The organism is Bartonella sp. AA74HLJMH, assembly GCF_042197045.1.
In the GTDB taxonomy this organism is placed as follows: Bacteria; Pseudomonadota; Alphaproteobacteria; order Rhizobiales; family Rhizobiaceae; genus Bartonella.
Map to the genome: position 1 here is coordinate 188549 of NZ_JBHIRJ010000004.1, position 14826 is coordinate 203374.

A 14826-nucleotide genomic window follows, 5' to 3' on the forward strand; every position below is an offset into this window, starting at 1 on the left:
ATAAAAATGAGTAACAGTTCTGAAACAATAAAGAAATTTTTTAAACAGAATGTTGTTCTGCCATTTCGACAAGCTGTGTCATAATATTCGCTGCTCCAACAAGCCTTTCATCCGCTGAGGACCAATCACGAATAAGAGCAATACTTTGATCTGGTCGAATTTTTGCCATTGAACCTTGTTTTCCCACCCACTGAACAAGAGCAACACTATTTGCGAAATAGTTATTACGAAACTGTATGACAATCCCCTTTGGTCCAACATCTAATTTCTCTACATGTGCTTTTCGACACAATGTTTTAATATGAAAGACTTTAAGAAGATGTTGAACCTCAAGGGGCAAAGGACCAAAGCGATCAATTAACTCCGCTGCAAATTCATCAATTTGTTCTAAACCATCAAGTTCTGTTAAACGACGATAAAGTCCCATACGTAATGATAAGTCAGGCACGAAACTTTCTGGTATCATCACTGTTGTACCAAGGGAAATTTGAGGTGACCATTGCTTATCTTCATTTAGCTCTCCATCTTTTAATTCAGCAACAGCTTCTTCAAGCATTTTTTGATAGAGTTCAAATCCAACTTCTTTGATATGCCCCGATTGCTCTTCACCTAAAAAATTGCCTGAACCGCGGATATCCATGTCATGGCTTGCCAATTGAAAACCGGCCCCTAAGGTGTCAAGAGATTGTAACACTTTAAGACGGCGATCAGCAGCAGTTGTTAAAACTTTACCAGCAGGAAATGTAAAGAGAGCATACGCACGTTGTTTTGAACGTCCTACCCTACCACGTAACTGATAAAGGGCAGAAAGACCAAACATCTCAGCACGATGCACAATTAGGGTATTGGCTGTTGGAATATCAAGACCTGATTCAATAATGGTTGTTGAGAGCAGCACATCATATTGTCCATCATAAAATGCATTCATGATATCATCAAGTTGTCCAGCCGGCATTTGTCCATGAGCCACAACGAATTTCAGTTCTGGCACATGTGTTTTGAGATATTCTTCTACAAAAGCCAGATCAGAAATACGAGGACAAACATAGAAACTTTGTCCACCACGATAATATTCTCGAAGCAGGGTCTCTCGTATAACAAGTGCATCAAAGGGTGAAATAAAAGTACGAACCGCCATTCTATCAATGGGGGGGGTTGTTATCAATGAAAGTTCACGTACACCCGATAAAGCTAACCCTAAAGTGCGTGGTATGGGAGTTGCTGAAAGTGTGAGAACATGAATATCACTTTTAAGCTCTTTTAAACGCTCTTTGTGTTTGACACCAAAATGCTGTTCCTCATCAATGATAAGAAGACCTAACCGTAAAAAATTAACTGCACCACTTAATAATGCATGGGTTCCAATGACAATATCGATTGTACCATCTGAAACACCTTTTTTTACTCGTGCAAGTTCTTTCGCTTTTACAAGCCTCGAAGCATGTCCAATTTTAACCGGTAATCCTTGAAAACGCGAAATAAATGTTTTGTAATGTTGACGTGAAAGCAAAGTTGTCGGTACAACAACAGCAACCTGATATCCATTTAATGCTGCAACAAAAGCACTTCGAATGGCTACTTCAGTTTTTCCAAAACCAACATCACCGCATATCAAGCGATCCATCGGCTTGCCTGAGGCTAGATCGTCCAAAACAGCATCAATTGCATTCATTTGATCTTCCGTTTCTTCATAGGGAAAGCAAGCAACAAACTCATCAAATGGTCCAATTGGTGGAAGTAAAGCAGGCGCAGCACGAGTCATACGCTCTGCAGCTATACGGATTAATTGCCCTGCCATTTCCAATAAATGTTTTTTTAGCCGAGCTTTACGTGCTTGCCAAGCAACACCTCCTAATTTATCTAAAGTTACCTCTGTTCCTTCTGAGCCATAACGTGAGAGAAGCTCAATATTTTCAACAGGTAAAAAGAGTAAATCACCTCCAGCATATCTAATTTCAAGGCAGTCTCGTAAAATTCCAGTGGTTCTGATGGTTTTAAGACCAACAAATTGGCCAATACCGTGGTCGATATGCACAATAATATCACCAGAATTTAAAGCAGAAATTTCAGAAATAAAATTTGTATTATTCTTACGCCGCTTTGGCGATCTTATAAAACGATCGCCAAGGATATCTTGCTCTGCTATAATAGCCAAATCTTCAGCCACAAAACCATGTTCTATCATGATAACAGCTGCTAATATGCGATCCCGAGGTGTTGCTTTGACTGTTTGCAAAGATTTTGCAACATCTATTTTTTTCAATCCATGCTCATCGAGAACTTGTAACAAACGATTGAGAGATCCTTCACTCCAACACGCTAAAAGCACTTTTTTACCAGCAGCGCGTAAAGATGCGATATGATCAATAACACTTGAAAAAACATTTTTTTCCTGCGCATTACGCTCTTTTACAAAATCATATCCTTGTTTAACATTGGTGTGAATAACAGTTTGTTCCAAACTTTGTGGAACATTAAAAGGCGAAAAATCAATACGCTGTGAAGACTGTTGCGCACCTTCCAAAACACGCTCTAGCGTTAAATAAAAAAGACTAGGATCTATTGGATGATAAGAAGTAGAATTTTTTTCATCACTTTCGCGCTCTTTGCGCGCATTATAATAGTCTTCAATAAGACGATACCGCTCAATGAAGACTTCTTCTATGAGATGCTCAAAAACTATCGGTAAGTTGCCACAATGATCAAAAAAGCTATCAAGGTTTTCATAAAAAAATGGAAGCCAATGTTCCATACCGGCAAAACGCCGACCTTGAGAAATTGCTTCATAAAGCATGTTATTTTTTTGTGATACACCAAATGTACGGGTATAATTGCTTTTAAAACGACTGATGCGTTCTGGTGTAAGAACAACCTCACTCATTGCCTGTAATAAAAGTTCAGTTTTTTGGCCTGTTGTCCTTTGACTTTCTGGATCAAATACGCGGATACTTTCTAGGGTATCTCCAAAAAAATCAAGGCGTAAAGGTTCAACATCCATCGGAGAAAAGATATCAAGTATTCCTCCTCTTACAGCAAACTCACCAACATCACGGACAACCGTAACGCGTTCAAAACCATTGGTTTCTAGAAATTGAATAAGATTTCCCATGTTATTGCGCTGGCCAACACGTGCGTGAATAAGCTGAGCTTCTATCATTTCACGAGGAGGCAACTTTTGCATAATTGCATTTGCTGTTGTTAATATAATTGCAGAATATGGATCTTTTCGTAAATTTGCTATGTGTGCCAATGTTGATAGTCGACGTGCCATAACAGCAATTCCTGGTGATACGCGATCATAAGGCAAACAATCCCATGCAGGAAATTGAAGTACGGGTAAATTGGGTTCAATAAAATTTAAAACTTGTTGTAAATGCGCAATTTTTGTTCCGTCACGGACAACATAGATGAGCGGTTTACCTTGTGCAATTTCTGAACTTAATTTAGCAAGCGCAAAGGCTTCAAATCCATCAGTAACGCTATCTAAAATCATACGAACAGAATTATTTTTGGGAATAACAATTTTTTTAAATATAGGCATCGGGATTAATAACTTAAGCAAGTACGATAATTGGCAATATCACGGAAAAGTGGACTATCAACTTCAGAGGGGGGCAAAATTTCTCCAGTAATCCATGTGAGTAAATCACGATCATCAAAAGACATAATATACTCAAGCTCAGAGAGCGTTCTATCATTCATCCCAGTAATATGAGCATCGACATAATGTCCAAAAATGAGATCCATTTCACGAATACCGCGATGCCATGCACGAAAAATCAATCGACGACGACGAGCATCTAATTGATTTTTGTCAACGACAAAAACTGTCATAAAAAATCTCCTTGAATAAAGTAATATAAACTATTCAATTAGTCGTATAAAATTTTTACCTTGCTTTAAGGAAGTTCTATAATCTTTTGTTCTTTAAGTGTAATTCGACGATGCATTTGCTTAGCCAAAGCGTAATTATGTGTTGCAATAAGAGCAGAAAGACCAGACTGACGAACAAGGATAGATAAAGCTTGAAAGACATAAGCTGAAGTTACTGGATCAAGATTTCCTGTAGGTTCATCAGCCAAAAGAACCGAAGGGCCATTTGCTACTGCACGTGCAATAGCAACACGTTGTTGTTCTCCTCCCGATAACTCTGAGGGACGATGGTTCGCACGATGAGAAACACGCAGATACGTCAATAATTTGCGCGCACGATCTTCTGCTATAGATTTTTTTAATCCTGCTATCATTTGGGGTATCATGACATTTTCTAACGCCGTAAACTCTGGAAGTAAATGATGAAATTGATAAACAAAACCAATATCATTTCGTCTTATAGCTGTTCGCTCACTATCAGAGCGCTTTGCACAAGAAACACCCCGTAACATCACATCACCAGCTGTTGGTTTTTCTAATAATCCAGCAATATGAAGAAGTGTTGATTTTCCAGCACCAGATGGTGCAACAAGTGCGACAAGCTCTCCACGATTAAGAATAAAATTCGCTTTATCTAAAACAATGAGTGGCTTATGACTCTCGAAAAAGTGTCTTTCAATCTCTACAAGCTCTAAAATAGCTGTCATTATTCATACCTCAAAGCTTGTACGGGATCTAGCTTAGCAGCACGCCATGCCGGAATGAGAGCAGCAAGAAACGACAAGAATAAAGCCATCATAGCAACCAAGATGGTCTGTTTCCACTCAATTTGTGCAGGCAATTTTGTTAAAAAATAAAGTTGAGGATTAAAAACGTCGACATTAAATAACCAAGATATAAAATCTTGGATATGATTAATATTCGCGGTCGCGATAACACCTAAAACTAAACCCAATATAGTTCCAATAAAACCAATCATCATTCCTGTAATGATAAATATACGCAAAATCGCACTCTGTTGAGCCCCCATCGTGCGTAAAATTGCAATATCATGACTTTTATCTTTTACAAGCATAATCAGCCCTGAAATAATATTTAAAGCAGCAACAAGAACGATCAGAGAAAGAATGAAAAACATAACATTTCGTTCAATCTGTAAGGCTGAAAAAAAAGCCTGATTGCGTGTACGCCAATCAATTAAATAGACCTGTTGTTCAACTGCTTTTTCTACAACAGGTTTTATTTGATCAACAGCATCAGGATCATTTAGAAATAATTCCAAAGACTGAACCTTATCTCCCAAATTAAAAAACATTTGTGCTTCATGGAGAGGCATAAAGATAAATATTGAATCATATTCAGACATACCAACTTCAAAAATAGCAACGACTTTATAAGCTTTCACACGTGGGGTAACGCCAAAAGGAGTCTCATCACCATCTGGAGTAATAATACGAATATCTCTTCCAACTGTCAGTCCTAATTTTTCTGCTAAGCCACTTCCAATTGCAACACCTTCTTCTTGATCAAACCGAGAAATCGATCCTAATTTAATGTTTTGAGAGACTGTTTTAAGCTTTTCTAGATCTTGTTTGCGCATACCACGAACTAACGCGCCAGAGCCACCTTGAACTTCACCTTGAACAAGCGCTTGACCTTCAATAACAGGTAAAGCAAACTTCACACCATTTGTAGTTTCTAAAGAAGAAATAAGAGTCTTATAATCAGAGAAACCAGAATCAACTGTTTGAATAATAAGATGCCCATTCATACCAAGAATACGATTGAGAAGTTCTGTACGAAAGCCATTCATCACCGCCATAACAACAACCAGAGCAAATACGCCCAACATAATCCCAATAAGAGAAATAATTGAAATAACAGATGCAACGACATGTTTTTTATTGGGAATCATATAACGAAAAGCGATCATCCACTCATAAGATGAAAAGCATTTGTTTTTCAGCCTCTTCATAATATTTCCTATTAAATTATAGAAAGTTGGCTGAGCACATCTTCAACCTTTAGAGATTTTTTTATTCCTGTTTTTCGATCTTTAATTTCAACTTCATTTTGTGCAATACTGTTAGGACCAACAATGATTTGCGTTGGCAAACCAATCAAATCCATTGTTGCAAATTTTGATCCAGGGCGTTCATTTCTATCATCTAATAACGGATCAAAACCAACCTTCTTTAATCCCTGATAGAGAAACTCACATGCCTGTGTGCATTTTTCATCATCGGGCTTCATATTGATAATCCCAAAATCAAACGGTGCCATAGACTTTGGCCAAATAATACCATTTTCATCATGAGAAGCCTCAATAGCGGCAGCAACAAGACGCGAAGGCCCAATACCATAAGATCCCATAGAGACCACATGCTCTTTTCCATCTTGTCCCATAACTTTTGCTCCCATTGGAGCAGAATATTTAGTACCAAAGTGGAAAATATGCCCTACTTCAATACCACGCGCTGAAAGACGATTATGATCAGAAACTTTAGCCCACTCCTCTTCATTATGCATTTCTTCCGTTGCTGCATAAAAAGATGTCCATTGCTTAACAATATCATCTAAAACAGCTTTATCACTAAAATCGATTGAACTATCAGGAACGGTAAGTTCAAGAAATTGTTTATCACAGAAGATAGCACTCTCTCCTGTTTCAGCCAAAATGATAAATTCATGACTGAGTTCCCCCCCTATTGGACCTGTATCTGCACGCATAGGAATTGCTTTTAAGCCAAGGCGAGAAAAAGTGCGTAAATAAGCAACAAACATACGATTATAAGATGTTTCAGAGCCTTCATAATCAAGATCAAAAGAATAAGCATCTTTCATTAAAAATTCTCGTGCTCGCATCACACCAAAACGTGGACGAATTTCATCACGAAATTTCCATTGAATATGATATAAATTAAGCGGAAGATCTTTATAAGAACGAACATAAGAGCGAAAAATATCTGTTACCATCTCTTCATTGGTTGGACCATAAAGTAAATCACGCTTTTGACGATCTTTAATGCGGAGCATTTCCAAACCATAATCATCATAACGACCGCTTTCACGCCAAAGATCAGCAGACTGAATTGTAGGCATCAATATTTCTATTGCACCCGCACGTTCTTGCTCTTCACGAATAATTTTACAAACTTTATCAAGCACTTTTTTTCCCAAAGGAAGCCAAGAATAAATCCCTGATGTTTGTTGTCGAATCATTCCAGCGCGCAACATGAAGCGATGAGAAACAATTTCTGCTTCTTTAGGATTCTCTTTTAAAAGTGGAAGGAAATATTGAGAAAGACGCATTGAAATAATTAACTCCTAATCAGATCTATCATATCGGAACAATTTATCACACCCTCTATTCATCTATAGCCGCATTCTGAATACTTGCAAATATAACGATCTTATCATTTAAAAATTTATTGTGCTTTATTCTCTATTTTTCTTATTTAGCAATAAAATAAAAATGCTCTTCTCTTTTTAAATAACGTAATAGGAAAGTTCTTTTATTTTGACCGATGTAAAAAAACTGTACAGATAGGTTTTTTTTGCCAAATTTCATGAACAGCCGCTCTTACTGCACGTCGTGTTGCCTCTCGAATAAGTTCATTATTTTTCTGTTTCATGCGTGGGATATTATAAACTGTATTTTCTACGATATCTAAAAGAATATCTTTTAAACTTTCCCCCTTTCCATTACTTTCAGGTAACCCGAATGTTGTTAGACCTATATCCCCTAATAATTCATGCTTACTATTTATATGGAGAGAAATAGTAACATGACCAGCATAACTTAGTTTGCGGCGCTCACGAATCCCTAATTCATCTTCATCTCCAATTAAGCAACCATCCTTATAGATGCGGCCAACAGGAACTTGATCAATAACTTCTACAGGCTTTGGTGCAAGACGTAAAATATGTCCATTTCTGATATCCGTAACAGTTTTAATACCTGCTTGACGTGCTAAAGTTGCCTGAGCCTTAAGATGCATTGCTTCCCCATGTACAGGAACAAGTATTTGTGGCTTTATCCAATCATACATCTGTAAAAGTTCTGAACGACGTGGATGACCTGAAACATGAACAAGCGCATCTTCATTCGTAATAATTTCAATACCCAAATCAATGAAACGATTTTGTACCTCAATAATCGCTTTTTCGTTTCCTGGAATACTTCGTGATGAATAAATAACGGTATCACCAGCGGAAAGTGCAATATTTTTCATTCCATCACGTGACAGTTTAGCCAAAGCTGCACATGGCTCACCTTGGCTCCCAGTGACAATTAAAACAAGATCTTTTCGCGATATATAGCCATAATCATCTTCCGTTACAAATGGCGCTAAACCATTCATATAACCAAGCTCTTGTGCAACCATAATACTTCGCTTAAGGGAACGCCCAATGACAAGCACCTTACGTCCAGCAGCTTCAGCTGCAAGAGCAATAGAACGTATCCGACCAATATTAGAAGAAAAAGTTGCTATCGCAACGCGCCCCTCAGCTTTAGAAATAATCTCTGAAAGACTGGCTTGAACTTGCTGTTCTGAAGGAGAGATACCATCCCGACATGCATTTGTAGAATCACAAAGTAATGCTAAAACACCTTTTTTGCCTAAAACACGAAATCTTTTTTCATCGGTTACAGCCCCGAGTGAAGGGGTATGATCAATTTTCCAATCACCAGTATGAATCACAGTCCCCAAAGAGGTTGTAATTGCTAAAGATACAGATTCTGGTATTGAATGGTTAACGGCTATAGCCTCTACAGCAAAGGAACCTACCTGAAAACAATCACCAGCTTGAAAAATATTGAGTAAAATTTTTTGAAATTCAAAATCTAATTGTTTTTTAGTTTCCAATAACCCTGCCGTAAAAGGCGTACAGTAAATTGGCACTTGTAACTTTGGACATAAATCAAGAACGGCCCCATAATGATCTTCATGTGCATGTGTTAAAACAAGACCCCGTATATTATGTTTTTCACTTTCTAGGAAACGAATATCAGGCAAAACAAGATCGACACCTGGTAATTCAGAACCAGCAAAACTAACCCCCATATCAACCAGCAGCCATTCACGAAGACTTTGGGGACCAAATCCGTAAGCAGCTAAATTCATCCCTATCTCACCTACACCTCCCAGAGGTAAAAAAACAAATTCATTCTTATTGGCTGCAACCATAAACATCTCCCAAATCATTAAGGTATCTGATGGTAAAATAATTTTTCAATAACGACCTGCATTAATAGAATCAGCGGAACCAAAATGAACATCTCCAGCTGTTATAATGGCTGTCTGACCGTCTTTTTGCTTTATGATGCAGTTAAAATCACTATCAAGACCATCAAAAATACCCTCAATGACTTTTTCATCATTCACCACTTTGACATGTTTTCCAAGGTGAGCGGAATATAAAAGCCATTTTTTTCGGATTATTTCACATCCTTTTGGTTGTTTCCAAAGAAGGTAATTTTTAGAAAAACACTCCGTCAAAACCGTAAATAATTGTTCTGCATCAATACGCAACCCGATATTCTTTAAGCTTGAAGTGGAATAAGGTGCATCTTCATAATTATATTTCACATTTATTCCAATACCAATAACCAAGGCATATTGTTGTGATGACAATTTTAAAATCTCAAGCAAAACTCCAGAGCTTTTTTCTCCTCTGAGCAAAATATCGTTTGGCCATTTTAAGCTCACAATATTGTTTGTCTGCTTTTCCTCTTTTATCAATTGTTTTATTGCCTCTGCCACACTTACTCCAGCAACAAAACCAAGTTGAGCCGCAGTTTGATGAACAATATCATCAATTAATAAAAGACTAGAATAAAGGTTCCCTTTTGGACTAGACCAAGTCCTCCCTCTTCTTGCTCTTCCCTGTGATTGTTCTTGTGCAACAATCCAAAGATTACCTTGATGACCAGTTTGCGCTTTTCGTTGCGCAATAAGATTTGTTGAATCAACACTATCATACGCTTCAACAGTGTATCCCTGTTTTTGTGCAAAATCTGATAAAGTATAAACCATATTCATTAAAACAATGCTGTTGCTGCTTTTTCTGCTAGCTCAGCGAACCAAACTCCAAAAAGCGCGTAAAATAAAATAAAGAATACAGAAAGACCAAGACAAAATTGAAGCTCTTTCGATAAAGCAACAAAATGCGCTTTTGCATCATCAAACCACATAATTTTAATGACTCGCAAATAGTAAAAAGCCCCAACTACAGACGCTATCATCCCAACGACAGCAAGTGGCGTAAGTCCAGCGTGGACAGCAGCAGAAAATGTATACCACTTTCCAAAAAAACCAGCCATAGGAGGTATGCTTGCTAAAGAAAAAAGCTGTATTGTCATCACAAAAGCCATAAACGGATTCGTCTTTGCTAACCCTGAAAGATCATAAATATTTTCAACATTTCCATTCTGAGAGCGCATTCCAAGAATAAAGGCAAATGAACCAAGCGTCATTCCAAGATAAATAGTCATATAAAGGATAACGCTTTTTATCCCAAGCATATCTCCAGCAGATAAACCAACAAGTGCATAACCCATATGACTGATCGACGAATAAGCCATTAAGCGCTTAATATTATTCTGACCGATTGCAGCAAAAGCACCCAGTATCATTGATGTAATCGCCATGAACACCAAAATTTGTTGCCATGCAGGCATCACGTTATCAACACGCCCTAGGGGAATAAAGGTCACCACAATAATACGGATGATTAAAGCCATTGCAGCAACTTTAGGGGCACCAGCAAAAAATGCTGTAATCGGTGTGGGCGCTCCTTCATAAACATCAGGTGTCCACATATGAAACGGAACAGCAGAAATTTTGAAAGCCAAACCAGCTAAAATAAAGACAATTCCAAAAATGACCCCCAATTGTACATTTTTGCCCTTTAAAGCAAGAGCAATTTCGTGAAAACCAATTTGACCGGTAAAACCATAAAGCAAAGAAATACCATAAAGAAGCAACCCTGAAGATAATGCTCCTAAAACAAAGTATTTTATACCGGCTTCAGAAGATTTTACATTATTACGATTAATCGCTGCTAAAACATATAAAGCTAAAGATTGCAGCTCTAACCCCATATAAAGCGACAGCATATTACCCGCTGAAATCATAAACATCATTCCAAGGGTTGCTAAAAGAACAAGTACTGGAAACTCAAATATATTAAACTTTTGTGCATTGGCAAAACCAACAGACATGATAAGAGAAAAGAGTGCACCAATAAGCATTAAAATTTTCATATAACGACTAAAGGAATCGATAACGAGCGCATTGGTTTGAAATGAACCATTTTTCGGAAAAACTATAAGAATAATAATGGTTGCCACAAGAAGTGCCATAGCTAAACCTGTCACTGTTAAAGAAGCACGTGTATTGGAATAAACACCAATCATAAGCAGCACGACAGCTCCTAATGCAATTAAAAGCTCTGGAAGAATTAAGACTAATTGCGCTATTATTTCAGTTTGCATGTGCATTCTTCCCTTATCTAGTGCAGTTTATTGATGAGGGTTTCTACGGAAAACGCCGTTGCCTTAAGAATAGGCGTTGGATAGATACCAAAGAATATTGTAAGAATAACCATTGGATAAAGGAGGAATTTTTCTCTTAAAGAAAGATCTATTAATACTTTTAAATTCTCTTTATCCAAGGAACCAAAAACCACACGCCGATAAAGATAAAGGGCATAGGCTGCCGATAAGATAACACCTGTTGTTGCTAAAACAACAACCAATTTATTTACTTGAAAAACACCTATTAAGGTTAAAAATTCACCCAAAAATCCTGAGCTTCCAGGCAAACCAACATTTGCCATAGTGAAAATTAAGAAAACAACAGCATATTTAGGCATATTATTCACTAAACCACCAAACGCTGAAATTTCACGTGTATGCAAGCGATCATAGATAACCCCAACACAAAGAAACAATGCTGCTGAAACAATTCCATGGGATAGCATCTGATAAATAGCCCCTTGTATCCCCTGTTCATTCGCAGCAAAAATACCCATCGTTACATATCCCATATGCGCTATTGAGGAATATGCAATAAGTTTTTTGATGTCACTTTGAACAAGTGCAACCAGTGATGTATAAATAATAGCGATAAGCGATAATGTGAAAACAAAAGGCGCAAAATCTGCTGAAGCGATAGGAAACATAGGCAAAGAAAAACGAAGAAAACCATACCCACCTAATTTAAGTAAGACACCAGCTAAAATAACAGAACCCGCTGTCGGTGCTTCTACGTGAGCATCAGGGAGCCATGTATGAACTGGCCACATTGGCATTTTAACTGCGAAAGAAGCAAAAAATGCAAGCCATAACCATATTTGCATATGAGCAGGAAACTGATAATTGAGTAAAGTTGGTATATCAAGTGTCCCAGCCTCCCAATACATAACCATAAGAGCAACCAGCATAAGCACTGAACCAAGTAAAGTATATAAGAAAAACTTTATACTTGCATAAACACGACGTGCTCCTCCCCATACACCTATAATGATAAACATTGGAATGAGGCTGCCTTCAAAAAAAACATAGAATAGCATTGCATCAAGAGCACAAAAAACACCAATAATCGCAACTTCTAGAAGAAGAAACGCAATCATATAGGCTTTTAATCTCTCTTTAACATTCTCCCAACTTGCTAAAATACAGAAAGGCAAAAGAAAAGCCGAGAGAACAACAAAAAGAATAGAAATACCATCGACCCCCATATGATAGCTAATACCACCCCCTAACCAACTGGATTTTTCAACCATTTGAAAATTTTGGTTGCTAGAATCAAATCCTATCCAAATAATTAAAGAAATAATAAAAACAAATAGAGTCGTAAAAAATGCGACATTACGTATATTATGGCGTGCTACTTCACTATCATCTTTGATAAACAAAATCAGAAGAACACCAACAAGCGGCAAAAATGTAACCGTAGAAAGAATAGGCCAATCGGTCATTAGTTTACGCCCCCGATCATCATCCATGTAATGAGCAATGCAACGCCGATAAGCATTGCAAATGCATAGTGGTAAAGATAGCCTGTTTGCATTCGAACAACTCTATTTGTAATATCAACAACACGCGCTGCAATACCATTGGGACCTAGACCATCAATAATCTTACCGTCTCCCACTTTCCAAAGAAAAGAACCAATTCTAAAGGTAGGACGAACAAATAAAAAGTTATATAATTGATCGAAATACCACTTTTGGTAAAGAAAGTGATACACTCCTGGCATAATACGCGCCATTTTCTTGGGAAGAGAGGGAGCCACAATATAAAATAAATAAGCCAACATAAACCCAAGAATCATTGCTATAAAAGGCGACCATTTTACCCAATTAAAAACATGGTGAGCATCATGAAGAATATGATTATGGCTGCTTGTAAACAATGCTCCCTTCCAAAAAGCATTATACAAGTCACCAAAAAAGTAAGGTTGGAAAACGACACCAGAAAATATTGCTCCAATGGATAAAAGAAAGAGTGGAATCAACATAACTGGAGGCGATTCATGAACATGATGCATCACATCAACTGTTGCCCGTGGTTTACCATGGAATGTCATAAAGATAAGTCGCCATGAATAGAAACTTGTTAAAAAGGCAGCAAAAACAAGAAGATAAAAAGCATATCCTGAAGCAATATTATGAGATGCAAAAGTAGACTCTATAATCGCATCTTTTGAGAAAAAACCTGCAGTCCCGAAAAGTGTTCCTGGAATTCCAACTCCGGTCAAGGCAATGGTCCCGACCATCATCATCCAATAGGTGACCTTTATATGTTTGCGTAACCCACCCATTTTTCGCATATCTTGTTCATCAGATACAGCATGAATCACAGAACCTGCACCAAGAAACAATAAGGCTTTAAAAAAAGCATGCGTAAAAAGATGAAAGACAGCAGCGCCATAAGCTCCAACACCTAATGCCACAAACATATAACCAAGTTGAGAGCATGTAGAATAAGCAATAACACGCTTAATATCATTCTGCACCAACCCCACAGTTGCTGCAAAAAACGCTGTTGTTGCACCAACAATAATAATCACGGTCAAAGCAGTTGAAGAAAGTTCAAAAATTGGCGACATACGCGCAATCATAAAAACACCAGCCGTTACCATTGTAGCGGCATGAATAAGCGCTGATACAGGGGTTGGCCCTTCCATTGCATCAGGCAGCCAAGTATGTAAAAGAAATTGTGCGGATTTTCCCATCGCACCAATAAATAATAAAAGACATGTAATGGTAATTGCCGTCTGCCCACCAAATTGCCAATCTAAAAATGTCATATTTTGTATAAAGCTCTTGTCGGCAGCTTTTGCAAAAATAGAGGCAAAATCAACCGATTGGAACAAAACAAAAATACTAAAGATTCCTAAGAGAAAACCAAAGTCTCCAACACGGTTAACTACAAAAGCTTTCATTGCGGCCTTATTAGCAGAATCGCGCTGAAACCAAAAACCAATGAGTAAATAAGAAGCAAGTCCGACACCTTCCCATCCAAAAAACATCTGAATCAAATTATTGGATGTGACCAACATAAGCATCATAAATGTAAACAAAGAAAGATAAGAAAAAAAACGAGACCTTGAAGGGTCATGGTGCATATAACCAATTGAATAAATATGCACCAATGCCGAAACACTATTCACAACAATAAGCATGACAGCTGTTAATGCATCAACATGTAAAGCCCAATTAAAGCTTAAGTCACCAACAGTCATCCAATGTAATACCAATACATCAATCGCTGGAATATGACCAAGTGCAGTACTGAAAAATGCTATCCACGATAATATGGCAACAACAACCATAAAGCTACATGTTATCAATTCACTCGCACGATCTCCTATCGTTTTTCCACCTAGTGCAGCAATTAAAAAACCCAAAAGCGGAAGAAAGACAATCGTATAATACATC

At 37.6% G+C, this 14826-nt stretch carries 10 protein-coding genes; all 10 read right to left on the reverse strand.

The window, feature by feature from the left end; genetic code table 11:
* Positions 1-40 precede the first annotated feature (40 nt).
* Positions 41-3541, reverse strand: coding sequence for a transcription-repair coupling factor (gene mfd / locus ACFINH_RS04425; RefSeq protein WP_375632245.1), 3501 nt, complete (start codon positions 3539-3541; stop codon positions 41-43).
* 5 nt (positions 3542-3546) lie between these two features.
* Entirely contained in the window at positions 3547-3834 is a 288-nt protein-coding gene (locus ACFINH_RS04430) for a succinate dehydrogenase assembly factor 2 (RefSeq protein ID WP_273791268.1), read from the reverse strand.
* Between the two features lie 65 nt (positions 3835-3899).
* Entirely contained in the window at positions 3900-4580 is a 681-nt protein-coding gene (locus ACFINH_RS04435; protein ID WP_273791269.1) for an ABC transporter ATP-binding protein, read from the reverse strand.
* The gene (locus tag ACFINH_RS04440; RefSeq protein WP_273791270.1) at positions 4580-5848 is read right to left on the reverse strand and encodes a lipoprotein-releasing ABC transporter permease subunit; all 1269 of its coding nucleotides are present in this window, start codon (positions 5846-5848) and stop codon (positions 4580-4582) included. The genes ACFINH_RS04435 and ACFINH_RS04440 overlap by 1 nt, the downstream gene beginning before the upstream one ends.
* A gap of 11 nt (positions 5849-5859) precedes the next feature.
* Positions 5860-7185 carry a proline--tRNA ligase gene (gene proS, locus ACFINH_RS04445; protein WP_375632246.1) on the reverse strand — a complete coding sequence of 442 codons (1326 nt, stop codon included), beginning with the start codon at positions 7183-7185 and terminating at the stop codon, positions 5860-5862.
* A gap of 203 nt (positions 7186-7388) precedes the next feature.
* Complete coding sequence (locus tag ACFINH_RS04450; protein ID WP_375632247.1) at positions 7389-9065, reverse strand: ribonuclease J; 1677 nt, start codon at positions 9063-9065, stop codon at positions 7389-7391.
* Between the two features lie 45 nt (positions 9066-9110).
* The gene (locus ACFINH_RS04455; RefSeq protein ID WP_375632248.1) at positions 9111-9920 is read right to left on the reverse strand and encodes a biotin--[acetyl-CoA-carboxylase] ligase; all 810 of its coding nucleotides are present in this window, start codon (positions 9918-9920) and stop codon (positions 9111-9113) included.
* Positions 9920-11374 carry an NADH-quinone oxidoreductase subunit NuoN gene (nuoN, locus tag ACFINH_RS04460; RefSeq protein ID WP_375632249.1) on the reverse strand — a complete coding sequence of 485 codons (1455 nt, stop codon included), beginning with the start codon at positions 11372-11374 and terminating at the stop codon, positions 9920-9922. Before nuoN ends, ACFINH_RS04455 begins: the two co-directional genes overlap by 1 nt.
* A 17-nt stretch (positions 11375-11391) precedes the next feature.
* Positions 11392-12861, reverse strand: coding sequence for an NADH-quinone oxidoreductase subunit M (locus ACFINH_RS04465; RefSeq protein WP_273791287.1), 1470 nt, complete (start codon positions 12859-12861; stop codon positions 11392-11394).
* Positions 12861-14825 carry an NADH-quinone oxidoreductase subunit L gene (gene nuoL / locus ACFINH_RS04470; RefSeq protein ID WP_375632250.1) on the reverse strand — a complete coding sequence of 655 codons (1965 nt, stop codon included), beginning with the start codon at positions 14823-14825 and terminating at the stop codon, positions 12861-12863. The genes ACFINH_RS04465 and nuoL overlap by 1 nt, the downstream gene beginning before the upstream one ends.
* Position 14826: the final 1 nt, after the last annotated feature.

Excerpts from the sequence above, each read along its gene's own strand:
- ACFINH_RS04455 (WP_375632248.1), bottom strand. The coding sequence starts at position 9,920 with ATGAATATGGTTTATACTTTATCAGATTTTGCACAAAAACAGGGATAC.
- ACFINH_RS04465 (WP_273791287.1), bottom strand. The coding sequence starts at position 12,861 with ATGACCGATTGGCCTATTCTTTCTACGGTTACATTTTTGCCGCTTGTT.
- mfd (WP_375632245.1), bottom strand. The coding sequence starts at position 3,541 with ATGCCTATATTTAAAAAAATTGTTATTCCCAAAAATAATTCTGTTCGT.
- nuoL (WP_375632250.1), bottom strand. The coding sequence starts at position 14,825 with ATGTATTATACGATTGTCTTTCTTCCGCTTTTGGGTTTTTTAATTGCT.
- ACFINH_RS04440 (WP_273791270.1), bottom strand. The coding sequence starts at position 5,848 with ATGAAGAGGCTGAAAAACAAATGCTTTTCATCTTATGAGTGGATGATC.
- ACFINH_RS04430 (WP_273791268.1), bottom strand. The coding sequence starts at position 3,834 with ATGACAGTTTTTGTCGTTGACAAAAATCAATTAGATGCTCGTCGTCGT.
- ACFINH_RS04435 (WP_273791269.1), bottom strand. The coding sequence starts at position 4,580 with ATGACAGCTATTTTAGAGCTTGTAGAGATTGAAAGACACTTTTTCGAG.
- proS (WP_375632246.1), bottom strand. The coding sequence starts at position 7,185 with ATGCGTCTTTCTCAATATTTCCTTCCACTTTTAAAAGAGAATCCTAAA.
- ACFINH_RS04450 (WP_375632247.1), bottom strand. The coding sequence starts at position 9,065 with ATGGTTGCAGCCAATAAGAATGAATTTGTTTTTTTACCTCTGGGAGGT.
- nuoN (WP_375632249.1), bottom strand. The coding sequence starts at position 11,374 with ATGCAAACTGAAATAATAGCGCAATTAGTCTTAATTCTTCCAGAGCTT.